We start from the raw sequence: 17,714 nt of genomic DNA on the forward strand, positions 1-17,714 counted from the left end.
TTCAACCCATTGCGTTCGCGCCCGGCTTTCGCCAATGAAGGCCGATGAGTTCCCCTTTGCCATTAAGCCGGCGCCGGCGGCTCGACGAATTGCTCGTCGGGCGCGGCCTATTCGCCAGCCGATCGCGCGCCCGCGACGCGATCGAGCGCGGCACGGTCACGGTTGACGGCACCGTTGCCCGCAAGCCCGGCCAACCCGTCGCAGCGGATTGCGTGGTCGCGATCGACGATCCGGCGCAGGCTTATGTGTCGCGCGCCGCACTGAAGCTGATCGCCGGCCTCGACCGTTTTGGCCTGGATCCTTCCGGCAGCGAGTCGCTCGATATCGGCGCTTCGACCGGCGGCTTCACCCAGGTGCTGCTCGAGCGCGGTGCGGCGCATGTCACGGCGATCGATGTCGGCCACGGCCAGATGCACCCCGACATTGCCGCTGATCCGCGCGTCACCGTAATCGAAGGGCTGAACGCCCGCGATCTGACGGCGGCCGATCTCGGCGGCCGCGTTCCGGATTTCCTGGTTTGCGACGTCTCCTTCATCTCGCTGAAGCTGGCGCTGCCGCCGGCGCTGGAATTGGCGGGCGAGCGCGCCAAGGCGATCCTTCTGGTCAAGCCGCAATTCGAGGCCGGGCGCGAGGCGATCGGCAAGGGTGGCTTGCTCAAGGAGCCTGAAGACGCTGAGCGCGTTGCTGTCGGCTTGCGCGACTGGCTCGCCGGGGTCCCCGGCTGGCGGGTCCTCGGGCTGCACCCGTCGCCGATCGAAGGCGGCGACGGCAACCGCGAGTTCCTGCTCGCGGCCATCAAGGACGCGGGATCATCGCGATGAGCACACGCTTCACCATCGCCAGGCTGGGTTCGCAGGGCGACGGCATCGCCAATGCCGAGGGCGGGGAGGTCTTTGTCCCGTTCACACTGCCCGGCGAAACGGTTACCGCCGCACGCCAGAAGGACCGCGCCACGCTGATGTCGGTGCTGGAAGCCTCGCCGCTCAGGGTCGATCCGGCCTGCCGGCATTTCACCGAATGCGGCGGCTGCGCGCTGCAGCACTACGAGGCCGAAGCCTACCGGCAATGGAAGCGCGAGAAGGTCGTGCAGGCGCTGAAGGCCAAGGGCATCGCTTGCGAGATCGAGGCGCTGGTGCCTTGCGCGCCGCATAGCCGCCGTCGCGTCACCTTCAGCGCCAGGCGCACCGAGGCCGGCATGCTGCTCGGCTTCGTGCGCGCGCTGTCCTCCGAGATCATTCCCATCGAGGAATGCCCGATCTCGCTGCCGGCGATCGTCTCGGCGCTCGATAAATTGCGTGCCGTGGCTGACTTGGTCTGCGCCACGCCGAAAGCTTTCCACATGACGGTGACCGGCACCGCTTCCGGCCTCGACATCGCCGTCCATGAGGCCGGCAAGCTTGGCGACCACCAGCGCCGCATCGTCTCCAACTTTGTCATGGCCGAGGGCCTCGCCAGGCTTTCCGCCGACGGGGAGATCATCGTCGAGCCGAGGAAACCGGTGGTGCAGTTCGGACCGGTCGCCGTCGCCGTGCCGCCCGGCGCCTTCCTGCAGGCGACGGAGGCCGCGGAACAGACGATGGCGAGCCTTGTCGGCCAGCATCTGGCGCGTGCGAAGAAGGTCGCGGATCTGTTTGCCGGCTGCGGCAGCTTCGCGCTTCGGCTGGCGGCGAAATCCGAGGTTCATGCCGTCGAGGGCGACGGTCCGGCGCTCGCCGCGCTCGACCGCGCCTTCCGCTTCGCCAGCGGCCTGAAGCGGGTGACTGCTGAGCGCCGCGACCTGTTTCGCCGGCCGCTGACCTTCAAGGAGTTGAATGCCTTCGATGGCCTGGTCTTCGATCCGCCGCGAGCCGGCGCCGAGGATCAGTCAAAGCAGATCGCCCGCTCCGACGTGCCGCTGGTCGCCGCCGTGTCCTGCAATCCGGTGACGCTGGCGCGGGATTTGCGCATCCTTCTTGACGGCGGCTACACGGTGAAAAGTGTCACCCCGATCGACCAGTTCCTGTGGTCGCCACATGTCGAGGCCGTGGCGCTCTTGGAAAGGCCGAAGCGGCGGCGGTAGTTCGCGACCGTCGGTTCGTAAGAAATTTTATGAAGCCTCTGTTCTTTCGACGAAATCGCGCCCTAAAGCCGCCTTTATGCGGGCTCTTAATTTTAGGCTGTTAGGGAAACATTCCTGCCTCTCCGGCGTTAATGTTAACAAGGACAGCGGATTGCCATGCGGACGCTTCAGAAATTCCTCGGCCTCGTCGTTGTTCTCATATTCATGGCCGGTTCCGCGGCCGGGGCGCTCGCTCAAGGTGAAAAGCGGCTGGCCTTCGTCATCGGCAATGGCGCCTATCAATCCGGCGAACTCGCGACGGCCGCCAATGACGCGGGCCTGATCGGGCAGACCTTGCAGGCAGCCGGCTTCGATGTGGTCGGCGCGCGCGATGTGGACCAGGAATCGCTGCGCGGCGCCTTCCGCGATTTCCTCGCCAAGGTTTCGGCCGCCGGTCCCGACGCGGTCGTTTTCGTCTACCTTGCCGGTCATGGCGCGCAGTTCGAAGGTGAAAACTACTTCCTGCCGGTTGACGCCAACATCGCCAATCCCGCCGATGTGCCGCTCCAGGCCATTCGGGTTTCCGACCTCACCCGACCGCTTGCCGCCCTGCCGACGAAGGTCAACATCATTGTGCTTGACGCGGCGCGGCCGAATGCGTTCCCACAGACGAAGGAGCCGTTGGCCGGCGGTCTCGCGCTGGCCGATCCTGACCCGAATATGCTGATTGCCTTCAATGCCGCGCCGGGAACCGCGGCACCCGAGGGCAAGGGACCGTATGGCGCCTATGCGCAGGCGCTCGCCGAGATGATGCGCGAGGGCGGCCTACCGCTCGAAGAGGTGTTCGACCGCACGCGCCTGCGCGTCAACGAAGTGACGCAAGGCGCCGAAGTGCCTTGGGACGCCTCGAAGATCAGCGCGCCTTTCGTCTTCTTCGACCGGGCGCCGGATGCGCCGGCGCCCAAGGTTTCCGAGGCCGAAGACCGAGCCAACCGGACCAGGGAAATCCGCGATTTCGATGCCCGCGATGCCTATGCGGCGGCGCTCGAACGCGACACGATGCGCGGCTACGAGGATTTCCTCGCCGCCTATCCGCACGATCGGATGGCCAAGCGCGTGCGCGCCATCATCGCGGCGCGGCGCGAGGCGATCACCTGGCGCCAGACCTGGATGCGCGACACGCCGGAGGCGTACTGGTCCTATTTGGACCGCTACCCGCACGGGCCGCATGCCTGGGACGCGCGCCGCCGGTTGGAGCATTTCGACGCCGAGCTCGAGCCACCGTCGAGTTTCACCGTCATCGTCTATGACGTGCCGCCGCCGCCGCCGGAGGAAATCATCTATGTCGACCGTCCGGTGCTCTATTTCGACGATCCGGACTACGACTTCGATCGGCCGCCGCCGGTCGCGGTGATCTTCCTGCCGCCACCACCGCCGGATTTCATCGTGCTGCCCCCGCCGCGGCCGCCGGTCGACGTTTTCGTTCTGCCGGTGCCGGTCTTCGTGCCGGTGCCCGCCTGGGTCAACCCGCCGCGCAACATCGTGCCGCCGCCAGACAACATCATCTTCAACAACATCCACAACACGACCGTCATCAACAACATCAACAGCACCACGATCCGCAACGAGACCACCAATCAGGCCGGACAGCCAAACGGCAATGCCGGGGGCGGCCTCACCACCGGCCAGAAAATGACCGGAGCTGCCGTCGGTGCCGGCGCAGCGCTGGCGGCCAAGGTCGCGCTGCCGCCACTCTTGAAGAAGAGGGCGGCGATATCCGGTCAGGCCCAGTTCAATCAGAATCAGGGCGGCCAGAATCAGGGCGCCTTGCCGCTGAAGCCCGGCCAGGGTGTGACGCAGGGCCAGCAGCCTGGTGCTGCGGCTCCGCTGTCTAAGAACCTGTCCGCCCGCAAGCTCGGGACCGACCACGCCTTGCCGGGAGCCGATGGCAAAACGCTGCCGCTCGTCAACGGCAAGCCGGTGCTCAACGGCCAGAATCTGCCCAACGACAGGTCGAGGAAGCTGCTTGGCAAGCAAGGCATTGTGGGCAACCAGGAGGCGACGGGAAATGCCGGCGCCGCGGCGACCGGAGAGCAGGGCACGGATCAGCAGAAGGGCAAGAAATTCCGCAAGCTGCCGACCGTCAATGGCGTGCCGGCCGATAACGGGCTGAGCGCACAGGAAAAATTCAGGAAGAACAATCCGAATGCGTTGTCCGACCAGGACAACGGCAAGCCGAAAAGGCTGACGCGCAAGGATTTGTCAGCCGGCCAGTCCATAGTCGAACCAGGCGATCAGGGCTCGGCCAATAGAAACGACAAAGGCAAGAAACTCGGCAAGCTGCCGACCGTCAACGGTGAGCCGGCCGACAACCGGCCAAGCGTGCAGAAGCACCTGAGGAAGAACAATCCGGACGTGTTCTCCGACCAGTCCCAGGGCTCGGTCGACGGGAACGTCAAGAAGTTCCGCAGACTGCCGACCGTCAATGGTGAGCCGGCCGACAATGGGCCGAGTATGCAGAAGCGGCTCAGGAGGAACAATCCGGACGTCTTCTCCGGCGAGAATCAGGGTGCCGCCGGCGGGAACGACGGGGGCAGGAAGTTCCGCAAGCCGCAGAACGAGGAAGGTTCCGCCGGCCCCGAAGTCAACGTCCAGCGCAACTTCAAGGTCAACCGGCCCAGTGAGAATCCGCAGCGCCAGCTCAAGCTACAGGAAAACCCCAACGCTCAGGAGCGGCGTCTGCCACAACAGCCGAAGGAACAACCGCCGCTAGGCAACAAGAAATTCGCCTGCGGCAATCCGGGCGAGCCGCCCTGCAAGCAGTAGACTGTCGAGGTCCGTCAATAAGTCGCCGTTGCGCGGGCCGGACTTTCCGGCCCGCGAATGTGCCGCGCAGGCGCCTGCCTTTCGCGTGCACCGACCCGTCAAGGCCCCTCAGTCTACGAGTTTGGCGACATGCGCGAGGCTTTCCCACCGCGCTGATTGATCGAAACCCAGGTGTTCGGATTCTGCTGCGATTGGCGCTTCAGGAAGTAGTAGCCGGTGGCGTTCCAGGGTCTGACATCGTCGACCAGATTGTCGAGCACGAAATCACCCTTGTCGGTCTTCACCGTTAGGATGGTATGGCCCTCATTGTTGAGATCGCGCACGACCGTCATCAGCAAGGCTTGCCGGGGAAAGCCCGCTTCCAACAGGAGCTTGCGCTTGTAGAGCGCGTAGATCTTGCAATCGCCCTTGCCGTCCGTCGGATAGTCCCAATGGTCCATCATCGTGCCCCAGTGGTCGTAGTTGCTGACGGGCTTGATGGAGCGGTTTGCCTTCTGGTTGACCCGCTGCAGGGTGTGCATGTTCTGCGCAGTCAGCTTGACGCTCGCGGCCGGCAAGGCGGGCACCTTGCACTCCTTCGGCCGGCGATGACAGAAATCGAGCCAGCCATACGGAACGCTGGTGCTTGCGCCGACCGTGGCGGAACTCGCACCGGTGGCAGGTTGCGTCGACATTCGCTTGAACAGCGTCGACTGCGCCGCCGCCGGGCTGACACAGAGCGACGACACACCAACCAACGAAACAACGCCAAACAGGAAGGAAGAGGTCGGGACGTAAGGGGATCGCTTCACTGCCAACACCACCGCAACGAGGAGACTGGCGACAGGCTAATGCGCAAGCGCCAGCCCGGCCAATTAAACAATTAATAATGTCCTAACACGATTGTGTTCACTTCAAGGTGGCGTCCGCATTCAAGCCGAAATGCGAACATCGGCCTGGCCGAACACACCGCCATGGTCAATTCCCGATCGACCAGGCCTCATGCCTCCCGCACACGTTCAGATCCAGCCGCTTTTGCAGCCTTTACAAAATTGCGGTCAAAGGTTGCAAAGCCGCTACAATGAGCTGATTTGCCAAGATGCAGCGCATCCGCGAAATCAATCCCGGCATCGGCCAGATCAAGCGCGGAAGCGACGACGGGGGCGTCTTCGATCTCCACGGTGGGAAGCCCGCCGAAGTTCCGCAGCGCCCTGATGACGTCGGCCTTGTCATGGCCGTATGCGCTGCGCAGTACCCATTCGGTTTCCAGAATCACCGTGACGGTCGCAAAGACTGGTTGGCCGTCGATCAACCGCTTGGCGCGGGCGGACTGCTCGGGATGATCGTTAGTCAGGTAGCGAACGATAACATTCGTATCAATTGCGAGCATAGCGCCGCCGTGCTTCGGCGAGCACCCCCGCGTCCATTTCTTCCAGGGTCTTCGGCGCGCCTCGGGATGGCAGGGAGCCGAACACGTCCTTCGGCTGCGTCGCCGTGAATGTAGGCGCCAGCTTCAAAAGCACGCCTTCCGGCGTTTCCTGAACTTCGAGCCTCGTTCCTGCGCTCCATTCTCTCCGTTTCCGGATGGCGCTGGGCAGAATTACCTGTCCCTTGGTCGAGACGGTGGTTGTGGGCTTCTGAGATGCGGACATGGCATCCTTACCTGTGTAAGACAAAGGTAAGATAAGCCAAGACCGAATTCAAGTCTATCGGCTCAGATATCAAACCCTGGTGCCGCCCACCGTCATCTGGTCCATCCTCAGATGCGGCTGGCCGACGCCCACCGGCACGCCTTGTCCCGCCTTGCCGCACATGCCGATGCCGTTGTCGAGCTTCATGTCGTTGCCGACCATGCTGACGCGGTGCATGGCGTCCGGACCATTGCCGATCAGCATCGCGCCCTTGATCGGCTGCGTCACCTTGCCGTTTTCGATCATGTAGGCCTCGGTGCAGCCAAACACGAATTTGCCCGAGGTGATGTCGACCTGGCCGCCGCCGAAGGAGACGGCGTAGATGCCGTTCTTGACCGACGCGATGATCTCGTCCGGCTCCATGTCGCCGGCGGTCATGTAGGTGTTGGTCATGCGCGGCATCGGCTGGTGCGCATAGCCCTCGCGCCTTCCGTTGCCGGTCGCCTTCATGCCCATCAGCCGGGCATTCTGTCGGTCCTGCATATAGCCGACCAGCTTGCCATCCTCGATCAGCACGTTGCGCGCCGAAGGCGTTCCCTCGTCGTCGACGGTGAGCGAGCCGCGCCGCTCGGGGATGGTGCCGTCATCGACCACGGTGACGCCCTTGGCCGCCACCTGTTGGCCCATCAGCCCGGCGAAGGCGGAAGTCTTCTTGCGGTTGAAATCGCCCTCCAGCCCGTGGCCGACCGCTTCATGCAGCATCACGCCCGGCCAGCCGCTGGACAGCACGATGTCGAACGTTCCGGCAGGCGCGGGGACCGCCTCGAGATTGACCAGCGCCTGCCTCAGCGCCTCGCTGGCGGCATGCTTCCAACTCTCCGCGCTGACGAACTCGCCAAAACTCTTGCGACCGCCCATGCCGTAGGAGCCGCTTTCCTGCCGGTCGCCGCTGCCGACCACGACCGACACGTTGATGCGGACCAGCGGACGGATATCGCGCACGATCTGGCCGTCGCCGCGCACGATCTCGACATGCTGCCAGGAGGCCGCGAGCGAGGCCGTCACCTGGCGTACGCGCGGATCCTTCGCCCGCAGCCAGCCGTCGATCTCCTGCAACAGCTTGGCCTTGGCCTCGAAGGACGGCGAGGGGATCGGGTTCTCGTCGCCATAGAGGTGGCGGTTGGTGCGGGCCGGCGCGCCGGCGAGCTGGCCGGAATAGCCGCCCTTGACAGCCGAGACCGCGTCGGCGGCGCGCAGCAGCGAGGCTTCGGAAAGATCGCTCGAATGCGCGTAGCCGCTGGCCTCGCCGGCCACGGCGCGCAGGCCAAATCCCTGGTCGGTGTTGAAATTGGCCGTCTTCAGCCGGCCATTGTCGAACATCAGCGCTTCGTTCTCGCTGTATTCGAGGAACAGCTCGCCGTCGTCGGCGCCCTTGATGGTCTCGGCGACGATCTCTTTGACGCGATCGTCGGAAATGTCGAATTGGCCGATCAGGCTGTTCATGGCAGGTCCATTCATAGAGACAAATCGTTGCGACGGATGTAGGCGCGAAGCAGCCGCGAGACAATCGCCAACAGGACCATGCCGGCGATTGCGGCTCACTTCCCGTTGACGAAGTCCTTGATGTTGCCAGCCATCGCGTCCCAGTTCGCGAACTGCTGCTCGAGATTGGCCCTGGTGATGCCGCCGGCGAAGCTGACATCCATCTTGAAATTCGAGCCGTCGCCGGCATAGGCCTTCACCCAGCGGTACTTCTCGTTCCAGGCATTGGCCTGGTCGGCGGAGAGCGGGTCGGTGTAACCGGTCGAGAATTGCAGCGACTTGCAGTTCGCGTGGTCTTCGCAACCATAGAAATAGATCAGGTATTTGACGCCCTCGATCCGTCCGGCAATCATCGGATCGCCATTGTCGTCCCTATCCATCCTGGCCGAACCGAAACCCTTGGCGATTTCGAGGATTGCCGCCGGGTCGGGTTGCTGGAGCATTTCGACATCCTCGGCCGAAGCAGCCGAAACCGCGCCGGCCAACGCCAGACCGATAAAGGGTATGGATAACGGAGCGCGCATTGAACCTCCTTGCCGCCAGCCGCCCGTTCGCCGCCGGACCTCAGCGGCGGCAGCGGCGCATGGGCAAGAAGATCAAGGTAGGGCGGCGAAACCTTCCGCAAAGCCCTTGAGGTCGACGGGGATGCCGATGCCTTCTTCCGGCGTCTGGAAGACGATGAAGGTGGCCGACGTGCCGCTCTTCAGCGTGTCGAGCAGCGGCTTTTCGAGGATCACCTCGGCATAGCAGCCGTCCTGGAAGCATCGCACGAAATAGGCGCGGCCGATATCCTTGCCGTCGACATTGAGGCCGAGGCCGTTGGGCAGCAGCACGCCGAGCGGCGCCAGCACGCGCAGGATCTCTGCCTTGTTGTCGGCGGTGCGCAGCACCACGACCGAAAGGCCCATCTCAGGGCGATCCTCGGCGACGACGTTCTGCATCATCACGCACTGTTCGGAGGTGGCGCCCGCCGGCGTGTCGCAGATGATCGACCACGCGCCATGCGTCGACTTGACTGTACCGCTGGGCGGCGTGGCATTGTTAGGCGCGGCGGCGGCGCCAACGGCTACGCCGCCACCGAGCAAGGCGACGGCAAGGAAGACCTTCGCCAGGGTTCTCGAAAGCCAGGAAGTCATGACGGCTCCATTGCGAATCACGGCACTTTAAGCTGCGCCGGGGCCAAGTAAAGGACGAGACCGTCGCCGGCCCGCCCCGATACCGGCAATTACGCGCTTTTCCAAAGCAAATTCGCCCGAATTGCGACCGTTGCGCAGATCGCGTGACGGGCGCCGAACAGGCCTTCGGCTTGCGCGCAAAAATGCCGCACGGTTTCCTCCGCTCCTTTCTTGCGGAGGGAAATAGAGTATGGTTTGAACCACCCAGGGACAGACCGGGATTCCCAATCCCGGCATCCTCCGTTATTGGTGCGAGCAGATCGCGGGAAGTGGGAGACGAGAGGGCGATGAGGAAATTCCTGGCAAGCGCTAAATTCTTGGCAGGTACGGCAGCTTCGGCCGTGCTCTTCTCCAGCGCTGCGGCCCGTGCCGACCAGCCGCGGGCATGGGAGATGACCTTCCAGGCCCCGGCGACCGACATGATGCGGCAGATCGAGCGCTTCGGGAACTACACGATGTGGTTCATCGTCCCGATCACCATCCTCGTGCTGGTGCTTCTCCTGGTCTGCATCATGCGCTTCCGCGCCAGCGTCAATCCGGTGCCGTCCAGGACCAGCCACAACACGCTGATCGAAGTGATCTGGACGGTCGGGCCGGTGATCGTGCTGCTGCTCATCGCCATTCCCTCCTTCCAGCTGCTCACCGCGCAGTACACGCCGCCGGAAGAAGCCAAGCTCACCGTCAAGGCGACCGGCAACCAGTGGAACTGGGACTACGAATACCAGGTCGACAAGACCTTCACCTTCAATTCGGCGGTTCTCCAGGATGCCGACCGCGCCAAGGCCGGCAAGGAAGACCGCAACCTCTATCCGCGCCTGCTCGCCGTCGACAACGAGCTGGTCGTGCCGGTCAACACCTTGACCCGCGTGCTGATCACCGCCACCGACGTCATCCACTCTTTCGCCGTGCCGTCCTTCGGCATCAAGATGGACGCCGTGCCCGGCCGCACCAACGAGACCTGGTTCAAGGCGGAGAAGGAAGGCCTCTATTACGGCCAGTGCTCGCAGCTCTGCGGCAAGGACCATGCCTTCATGCCGATCGCCGTGCGCGTCGTCTCCGACGAGCAGTTCAAGACCTGGCTGGCGACGGCCAAGACCGACGTGCCCGCCGCCAACAAGGCGCTGATGGCCGAGATCGATGGTACCAACAAGGTAGCGGCCGCTGGCAACTGATGCTGCGGGTTAGCAAGATTTAGGGAACGGAGCGGAACATGGCAGAGGCTGCAGCTCACGATCACGGCGACCACAGGCCGCATGGCTGGGTCCGCTGGGTCTACTCGACCAATCACAAGGACATCGGCACGCTCTACCTGATCTTCGCGATCTTCGCCGGCATCGTCGGCGGGGCGCTCTCGGTCGCCATCCGCATGGAACTGCAGGAGCCGGGCATCCAGATCTTCAGCGGTCTGGCGCAGATGGTCTATGGCATGCAAGGCGACGCCGCGATCGACGGCGGCAAGAGCATGTACAACGCCTTCGGCGCCGCGCACGGCCTGATTATGATCTTCTTCATGGTCATGCCCGCCTTGATCGGTGGCTTCGCCAACTGGATGGTGCCGATCATGATCGGCGCGCCGGACATGGCTTTTCCGCGCATGAACAACATCTCCTTCTGGCTGCTGCCGCCGGCCTTCATCCTGCTGCTCTCCTCTATGTTCGTGCCGAGCGCCCCGGGTGCTTTCGGCGTCGGCGGCGGCTGGACGATCTATCCCCCGCTCTCGACGTCCGGCCAGCCTGGCCCGGCGATGGACCTGGCGATCCTGTCGATCCATATCGCCGGCGCCTCGTCGATCCTCGGCGCCATCAACTTCATCACCACCATCTTCAACATGCGCGCTCCGGGCATGACGCTGCACAAGATGCCGCTGTTTGCCTGGGCGGTGCTGATCACCGCCTTCCTGCTGCTGCTCTCGCTGCCGGTTCTGGCGGGCGCCATCACCATGCTGCTCACCGACCGCAATTTCGGCACCGCCTTCTTCGTGCCGGATCAGGGTGGTGACCCGCTGCTCTTCCAGCACCTGTTCTGGTTCTTCGGTCATCCCGAAGTGTACATCCTGATCCTGCCGGGCTTCGGCATCATCAGCCACATCGTCTCGACCTTCTCGAAGAAGCCGGTCTTCGGTTATCTCGGCATGGCCTACGCCATGGTCGCGATCGGCGCCGTCGGCTTCATCGTCTGGGCGCACCACATGTACACGACCGGCCTGTCGCTCGACACGCAGCGCTACTTCGTGTTCGCCACCATGGTCATCGCGGTGCCCACCGGCGTGAAGATCTTCTCCTGGATCGCCACCATGTGGGGCGGCTCGATCTCCTTCAAGCCGCCGATGCTGTGGGCGCTGGGCTTCATCTTCCTGTTCACGATCGGTGGCGTCACCGGCGTTCAGCTGGCCAATGCCGGCCTCGACCGCTCGCTGCACGACACTTACTTCGTGATCGCCCACTTCCACTACGTGTTGTCGCTGGGCGCCGTGTTTGCCATCTTCGCGGGCTGGTACTACTGGTTCCCGAAGATGACCGGCTACATGTACTCGCCGGTGATCGCAAACACCCACTTCTGGGTCACCTTCGTCGGCGTCAACCTGATCTTCTTCCCGCAGCACTTCCTCGGCCTCGCCGGCATGCCGCGCCGTACCGTCGACTATCCGGATGCGTTCGCAGGCTGGAACATGGTCTCGTCCTACGGCTCTTACATCGCGGCCGTCGGCGTTGCGATCTTCCTCTATGGCGTGTTCGAGGCCTTCCAGAAGAAGCGTGTCGCGGGCGCCAATCCGTGGGGCGAAGGTGCCACCACGCTCGAATGGCAGCTGCCTTCGCCGCCGCCGTTCCACCAGTGGGAACAGCTGCCGAAGATCAAGTAAGCAGCGCCCCGACGCATGCGAGGCCGCCGGCTCGTCCGGCGGTCTTGGCCAACGGAATGATGGACTTTACGTACGCATGGCCCTTGCCGACGACAGATTGATGAAGGACGCGGGCTTTCGCATATCGGAAGCGACAGCGGGCGATTACTTCGCCCTGCTGAAGCCGCGCGTCATGTCGCTGGTCGTCTTCACCGCCTTTGTCGGCCTGGTCGCGGCACCCGTCGCCATCAATCCGCTGATCGCGATGGTCGCCATCCTGGCAATTGCCATAGGCGCCGGCGCCTCCGGCGCGCTCAACATGTGGTACGACGCCGATATCGATGCCGTGATGAGCAGGACGGCATCCCGTCCGGTGCCGGCCGGCCGCGTCACGCCAAGCGAGGCGTTGACCTTCGGCCTGGTCCTGTCGGTGTTGTCGGTGATGACGCTCGGCGTCCTGGTCAACTGGCTGTCGGCATCGCTGCTTGCCTTCACCATCTTCTTCTATGCCGTCATCTACACGATGTGGCTGAAGCGCTGGACGCCGCAGAACATCGTCATCGGCGGCGCGGCCGGCGCCTTCCCGCCGGTGATCGGCTGGGCCGCTGTGACCGGATCGGTCAGCCTCGAAAGCGTGATCCTGTTCCTGATCATCTTCCTGTGGACGCCGCCGCATTTCTGGGCGCTGGCTTTGTTCAAGTCCGACGACTATGCCCGCGCCGGCATCCCGATGATGCCGAATGTCGCCGGCCAGGCTTCGACCCGGCGGCAGATCTTTGCCTATGCGCTGATCTTGGCGCCGGTCGGCGTGCTGCCCTGGGCGCTCGGCTACAGCACGGCCGGCTATGGCTTGGTCTCGGCGGTCCTCGGTGTCGGCTTCGTCTGGTATGCCTGGAAGGTGCTGGGCATGAGCGACGATGACCGCGCCATGAAGCCGGCCAAGGCGCTGTTCGCCTATTCGCTGCTCTATCTCTTCGCCATCTTTGCCGCCTTCCTTGTCGATTGCGTGGTCGGCCGCGCCCTTATGATGGGGGGCGCATGATCGTGGCCGACAAGAAGCTCGACCTGGTCACCCTGACCGAGCGCCAGCAGAAGGCGCGCCGCAACCGCTCCGCGGCCATTGGCGTCGCGCTGGCGGCTTTGGTCATCATCTTCTACGTCGTCACCATCGTGCGCTTCGGCCACCATGGCGCCAGCATCACCGGCACCGGCCTGCTGGGAGGCGGCTGATGAGCGGCGAGAAGAGCACGCCCCGCAAGGTCAACAACGGCATCGTCGCCGTTGTGTGTCTTGCCTTCTTCACCGGCATGGTCGGCATGGCCTATGCGGCGGTGCCGCTCTACAAGATGTTCTGCCAGGTCACCGGCTATGGCGGCACCACGCAGCGTGCCGAGAAGCAATATGCCGGCCGCGTGCTCGACCGCGACATCACCATCCGCTTCGACGCCAACACCAACGGCATTCCGTGGGAGTTCGAGCCGGTCGCCCGTTCGGTGACGATCAAGATCGGCGAGACGACCCAGGCGCATTACAGCGCCACCAACAAGTTCGATCGCCCCATCACCGGGCGCGCGTCGTTCAACGTGCAGCCTGAAATGGCCGGCGCCTATTTTAACAAGGTGGAGTGCTTCTGCTTCACCGACACGACGCTCAAGCCCGGCGAGACGCTGGACATGCCGGTCGTGTTCTACGTCGATCCGGACATCGTCAACGTGCCGGAGCTCAAGGATTTGAAGACTATCACGCTGTCCTACACGATGTTCCCGGTCGAAAAGAAACAGCCGGTCGCCTCGTCCACGCCGGCCGCCGGCAGCATCACCAACAAAGTTTCCGATACCGAAGCAAGCCTCGGGGGTTGATATGGCAGACGCGCACGCAAAACCACAACACGACTACCATCTCGTCAACCCGAGCCCATGGCCGTTCCTGGGTTCGGTCGGCGCGCTGATCACCGCCATCGGCGGCGTCTGCCTGATGCAGTATCTGAAGGGCGGCAACTTCCCGATCTTCGGCCACAACGTCGCCAATCCGTGGCTGTTCTTCATCGGCCTGATCATCGTGCTCTACACGATGTTCGCCTGGTGGTCGGACACCATCAAGGAAGCGCATGAGGGCTACCACACGCGCGTCGTGTCGCTGCACCTGCGCTACGGCATGATCATGTTCATCGCCTCCGAGGTGATGTTCTTCGTCGCCTGGTTCTGGGCCTTCTTCGACGCCAGCCTTTTCCCCGGCGACGCAAACCAGTATGCCCGCACCGCTTTCACCGGCGGCGTCTGGCCGCCGAAGGGCCTCGAGGTTCTCGACCCCTTCCACCTGCCGCTCTACAACACCATCATCCTGCTCCTGTCGGGCACGACGGTGACCTGGGCGCACCACGCGCTGCTGCACGGCGACCGCAAGGGCCTGATCAACGGCCTGGTGCTGACAGTCGGCCTCGGCATGCTGTTCACCATGGTGCAGGCCTACGAGTACATGCACGCTCCCTTCGCGTTCAAGGACTCGATCTATGGCGCCACCTTCTTCATGGCGACCGGCTTCCACGGCTTCCACGTCATCATCGGCACCATCTTCCTGCTCGTCTGCCTGATCCGCGCCTGGCGCGGCGACTTCACCCCGAAGCAGCATTTCGGCTTCGAGGCGGCTGCCTGGTACTGGCACTTCGTCGACGTGGTCTGGCTGTTCCTGTTCAGCGCGATCTATGTCTGGGCCTCGAACGGCGCGCTCATCGAAGCCCACTGATAAAAAGCAATTCCGGGAAAAGCGCGTCGCGATTTTTCCGGAATTTGATTTCAGCATTTTTTCAGGAGTTTTTGAGGGCGGTCGCGGCAACGCGGCCGCCTTCTTCTTTTCGGCGCAATGGCCGGCCATCGGTAAGCGATGTGGGCGAAAATTCACTTGGCCATCGGCGCATGCCTGATTGCGACGACTCCGCTGCTCGAACGCAATGTGCTGCCGCAGCAAAAGGTCGACCTTGTTCGGGTCGAGAAATCGCAACGGCAATTGCAACTGATCAGCGGCGATAAGGTTCTTCGCAGCTATGGCATCGCGCTGGGCGGCGCCCCCCTCGGCCAAAAGCAACGGGAGGGCGATGAGCGAACGCCGGAAGGGCGCTACGTGCTCGACTGGCGCAATCCCAACAGCGTCGCGCACAGGTCGATCCACATCTCCTATCCCAACGCCGATGACGCCGCCGCGGCCAGGTCTCGCGGCGTCGATCCTGGCGGCTTCATCATGATCCATGGTCAGCCGAACGGCTTTGGCTGGCTGGGCCGGCTGCTTCAAATGGTCGACTGGACCGACGGCTGTATTGCGGTTACGAACTCCGATATGGATGAAATCTGGACGATGGTGGCCGACGGCACACCGATCGAGATCATGAAATGAGCGAAGATCACCGATGAGCGAAGACAAGGCGATCTGGCCACCCATCGATCCCATCCCGGCCGGCCTGCACGGCCGCTGCCCGCGCTGCGGGGAAGGCAAGCTGTTTTCGGGTTTCCTGACCGTCGGCAAGCGCTGCTACAATTGCGGGCTCGACTATTCCTTCGCCGATGCCGGCGACGGCCCGGCGGTGTTCGTCATCCTGATCATCGGCTTCCTTGTCGTCGGCCTCGCGCTCTGGATGGAGGTGACGTTCAGCCCGCCGCTCTGGCTGCACTTCCTGTTGTGGATACCGCTGGCGCTCGTGCTCTGCCTGACGGCGCTGCGCCTGATCAAGGGCGTGCTGATCACCCTGCAATATTCGAAGAAGGCTTCCGAGGGCAGGCTGGATTCCAACCAATGACGGGGGCGACCGGTTTGGCTGCCGGCCGTGCGCGGCCGCGCTCCGCGTTTCTCATCGGCCTTGGCCTTGTCCTGTTCGTCATCCTGATCGGGCTTGGCACCTGGCAGGTCCAGCGCCTGCACTGGAAGGAAAGCCTGCTCGCGACCATCGACAAGCGAACCCACGCGGCTCCGCTGCCGCTGGCCGACGTCGAGAGAGAATTCGCCGACTCGCGGGACGTCGACTACACGCCGGTGACGGTGACCGGCACCTTCCTGCATCAGGGCGAGCGGCATTTCTTTTCCACCTGGGAAGGCGACAGCGGCTTCAACGTCTATACGCCGCTTCAACTCGACGATGGCCGCTTCGTGCTCGTCAACCGCGGCTTCGTTCCCTACAACCTCAAGGATCCGGCCAAGCGCCAGAAGGGCGAGGTCGCCGGCAAGGTGACGGTGACCGGGCTCGCCCGCAATCCGTTGCCCGGAAAGCCTTCGATGATGCTTCCCGACAATGACGTCGCAAAGAACATCTTCTTCTGGAAGGACCGCGACGTCATGGCGGCGACCGCTGGCCTGCCGGCCGGCGCGACGCTGGTGCCGTTCTTCATCGATGCCGACAAGACGCCCAATCCCGGCGGCCTGCCGGTCGGCGGCGTCACCATCATCGATCTGCCCAACAATCACCTGCAATATGCCGTCACCTGGTACGGGCTCGCAGCGGCGCTCGCCGCCGTGCTGATCCTGAGACTGCGCCGCCCGGCGAAGGAAGCGTAAGGTTGGCCGCTCTTGACAGGGCAGGGGTGCGCACCTCATTTCGCCTTGAGCAATTCCAGGGAAAGCGTGAGCGCGTTTCCGTACGGAATTGCGTCAAAACAAACAGATCGTCCCGACCGAACCGGCCTTGCATTCATGATTGAGAAAAAGCCACCGCTCACGATCAGGCTCTGCCAGCCGCGCGGCTTCTGCGCCGGCGTCGACCGCGCCATCCAGATCGTCGTGCTGGCGCTGAAGAAATACGGCGCGCCGGTCTATGTCCGCCACGAGATCGTGCACAATCGCTACGTCGTCGAGGGACTGCAGAGCCTGGGTGCCGTCTTCATCGAGGAACTGTCGGAGATTCCACCGGAGCATCGCCAGTCGCCGGTGGTCTTTTCCGCGCATGGCGTGCCGAAATCGGTGCCGGCGGACGCCCAGGCGCGCAATCTGTTCTACCTCGACGCCACCTGCCCGCTCGTCTCCAAGGTGCACAAGCAGGCAATGCGCCATCAGCGGCTGGGTCGCCATGTGCTGTTGATCGGTCATGCCGGACACCCGGAGGTGATCGGCACGATGGGCCAATTGTCGGAAGGCGCCGTCACCTTGATCGAGACCGAAGCCGATGCCGCGCGCTTCGAGCCGGTCGACGCTTCGGCGCTCGGTTTCGTCACCCAGACGACGCTGTCGGTGGAGGACACCGCCGGCATCATCCGGGCGCTCGAGGAGCGGTTCCCACAGCTGCATGCGCCGGCCGCCGAATCGATCTGCTACGCCACCACCAACCGCCAGGAAGCGGTGAAGGAGACCGCCCCGGGCGCCGATCTTTTTCTCATCGTCGGCGCGCCCAATTCGTCCAACTCGCGTCGTCTTGTCGAAGTGGCGGAGCGCGCCGGCGCCGCGATGTCGCTTCTCGTGCAGCGCGCCGCCGAAATTCCGTGGGATGAGATCGCCGGGATTTCGACGCTCGGCCTGTCGGCCGGCGCCTCGGCGCCGGAGATCATCGTCGATGAGATCATCGATGCGTTCCGGCAGCGTTTCGACGTCACCATCGATCTGGCCATCACGGCCACGGAGACGGAGGATTTTCCGGTGATGCGGGTGCTGCGCGATGTCGAACTGACGGGGGCCGACATGGCCTTCGTCAACGGAGCGGCGTGAAACCG

The 17,714-nt window shown here is 63.7% G+C and carries 19 protein-coding genes; 13 read left to right on the forward strand and 6 right to left on the reverse strand.

The features are described 5' to 3' along the window. Positions 1-44: 44 nt before the first annotated feature. From EN869_RS00515 to EN869_RS00525, 3 genes are all read left to right on the forward strand, one after another. Positions 45-821, forward strand: a complete 777-nt coding sequence (locus EN869_RS00515) for a TlyA family RNA methyltransferase (protein ID WP_127229521.1) — start codon at positions 45-47, stop codon at positions 819-821. Next, positions 818-2,059: a class I SAM-dependent RNA methyltransferase gene (locus EN869_RS00520; RefSeq protein ID WP_127229520.1), complete on the forward strand. Its 1,242-nt coding sequence runs from the start codon at positions 818-820 to the stop codon at positions 2,057-2,059. Before EN869_RS00515 ends, EN869_RS00520 begins: the two co-directional genes overlap by 4 nt. 156 nt (positions 2,060-2,215) lie before the next feature. Further along, a complete protein-coding gene (locus EN869_RS00525) occupies positions 2,216-4,864 on the forward strand; it encodes a caspase domain-containing protein (protein ID WP_127229519.1) in 2,649 nt (882 codons plus the stop codon). A gap of 113 nt (positions 4,865-4,977) precedes the next feature. Here the strand turns inward: EN869_RS00525 and EN869_RS00530 are convergent, their stop codons facing one another. The 6 genes from EN869_RS00530 to EN869_RS00555 form a co-directional block, all read right to left on the reverse strand. Next, positions 4,978-5,655: a transglutaminase-like cysteine peptidase gene (locus tag EN869_RS00530; protein WP_167506959.1), complete on the reverse strand. Its 678-nt coding sequence runs from the start codon at positions 5,653-5,655 to the stop codon at positions 4,978-4,980. A gap of 188 nt (positions 5,656-5,843) precedes the next feature. Beyond that, a complete protein-coding gene (locus EN869_RS00535) occupies positions 5,844-6,233 on the reverse strand; it encodes a type II toxin-antitoxin system VapC family toxin (protein WP_127229518.1) in 390 nt (129 codons plus the stop codon). After that, positions 6,220-6,495, reverse strand: a complete 276-nt coding sequence (locus EN869_RS00540) for an AbrB/MazE/SpoVT family DNA-binding domain-containing protein (RefSeq protein ID WP_127229517.1) — start codon at positions 6,493-6,495, stop codon at positions 6,220-6,222. Before EN869_RS00540 ends, EN869_RS00535 begins: the two co-directional genes overlap by 14 nt. A 69-nt stretch (positions 6,496-6,564) precedes the next feature. Further along, on the reverse strand, positions 6,565-7,977 hold the full coding sequence (gene tldD / locus EN869_RS00545; protein WP_127229516.1) for a metalloprotease TldD: 1,413 nt from the start codon (positions 7,975-7,977) through the stop codon (positions 6,565-6,567). A 95-nt stretch (positions 7,978-8,072) separates the two neighbouring features. Beyond that, a complete protein-coding gene (locus tag EN869_RS00550) occupies positions 8,073-8,540 on the reverse strand; it encodes a YbjN domain-containing protein (protein WP_127229515.1) in 468 nt (155 codons plus the stop codon). A gap of 72 nt (positions 8,541-8,612) precedes the next feature. After that, positions 8,613-9,152 carry an invasion associated locus B family protein gene (locus EN869_RS00555; protein WP_189341266.1) on the reverse strand — a complete coding sequence of 180 codons (540 nt, stop codon included), beginning with the start codon at positions 9,150-9,152 and terminating at the stop codon, positions 8,613-8,615. Positions 9,153-9,478: 326 nt separating this feature from the next. Here EN869_RS00555 and coxB point away from each other — a divergent pair, with 326 nt between their 5' ends. The 10 genes from coxB (at position 9,479) to ispH (ending at position 17,709) form a co-directional block, all read left to right on the forward strand. After that, positions 9,479-10,363 (forward strand): cytochrome c oxidase subunit II, encoded by an 885-nt coding sequence (coxB, locus tag EN869_RS00560; protein WP_127229513.1) that lies wholly within the window; start codon positions 9,479-9,481, stop codon positions 10,361-10,363. Positions 10,364-10,401: 38 nt separating this feature from the next. Then, on the forward strand, positions 10,402-12,051 hold the full coding sequence (ctaD, locus tag EN869_RS00565; protein ID WP_127229512.1) for a cytochrome c oxidase subunit I: 1,650 nt from the start codon (positions 10,402-10,404) through the stop codon (positions 12,049-12,051). A 76-nt stretch (positions 12,052-12,127) separates the two neighbouring features. Then, complete coding sequence (locus EN869_RS00570; RefSeq protein ID WP_127229511.1) at positions 12,128-13,072, forward strand: heme o synthase; 945 nt, start codon at positions 12,128-12,130, stop codon at positions 13,070-13,072. Further along, positions 13,069-13,260 carry a hypothetical protein gene (locus tag EN869_RS00575; protein ID WP_127229510.1) on the forward strand — a complete coding sequence of 64 codons (192 nt, stop codon included), beginning with the start codon at positions 13,069-13,071 and terminating at the stop codon, positions 13,258-13,260. The genes EN869_RS00570 and EN869_RS00575 overlap by 4 nt, the downstream gene beginning before the upstream one ends. Beyond that, on the forward strand, positions 13,260-13,889 hold the full coding sequence (locus EN869_RS00580; protein ID WP_127229509.1) for a cytochrome c oxidase assembly protein: 630 nt from the start codon (positions 13,260-13,262) through the stop codon (positions 13,887-13,889). The genes EN869_RS00575 and EN869_RS00580 overlap by 1 nt, the downstream gene beginning before the upstream one ends. Position 13,890: 1 nt before the next feature. Then, the gene (locus tag EN869_RS00585) at positions 13,891-14,772 is read left to right on the forward strand and encodes a cytochrome c oxidase subunit 3 (protein WP_127229508.1); all 882 of its coding nucleotides are present in this window, start codon (positions 13,891-13,893) and stop codon (positions 14,770-14,772) included. Between the two features lie 174 nt (positions 14,773-14,946). Then, complete coding sequence (locus tag EN869_RS00590; RefSeq protein ID WP_245489570.1) at positions 14,947-15,417, forward strand: L,D-transpeptidase family protein; 471 nt, start codon at positions 14,947-14,949, stop codon at positions 15,415-15,417. Between the two features lie 13 nt (positions 15,418-15,430). Then, positions 15,431-15,817: a DUF983 domain-containing protein gene (locus EN869_RS00595; protein WP_127229506.1), complete on the forward strand. Its 387-nt coding sequence runs from the start codon at positions 15,431-15,433 to the stop codon at positions 15,815-15,817. After that, the gene (locus EN869_RS00600) at positions 15,814-16,569 is read left to right on the forward strand and encodes an SURF1 family protein (protein ID WP_127229505.1); all 756 of its coding nucleotides are present in this window, start codon (positions 15,814-15,816) and stop codon (positions 16,567-16,569) included. Before EN869_RS00595 ends, EN869_RS00600 begins: the two co-directional genes overlap by 4 nt. Before the next feature lie 135 nt (positions 16,570-16,704). Beyond that, the gene (ispH, locus tag EN869_RS00605) at positions 16,705-17,709 is read left to right on the forward strand and encodes a 4-hydroxy-3-methylbut-2-enyl diphosphate reductase (RefSeq protein ID WP_127229504.1); all 1,005 of its coding nucleotides are present in this window, start codon (positions 16,705-16,707) and stop codon (positions 17,707-17,709) included. Positions 17,710-17,714 lie beyond the last annotated feature (5 nt).

The organism is Mesorhizobium sp. M2D.F.Ca.ET.226.01.1.1, from assembly GCF_004022705.2.
Classification (GTDB): domain Bacteria; phylum Pseudomonadota; class Alphaproteobacteria; order Rhizobiales; family Rhizobiaceae; genus Mesorhizobium.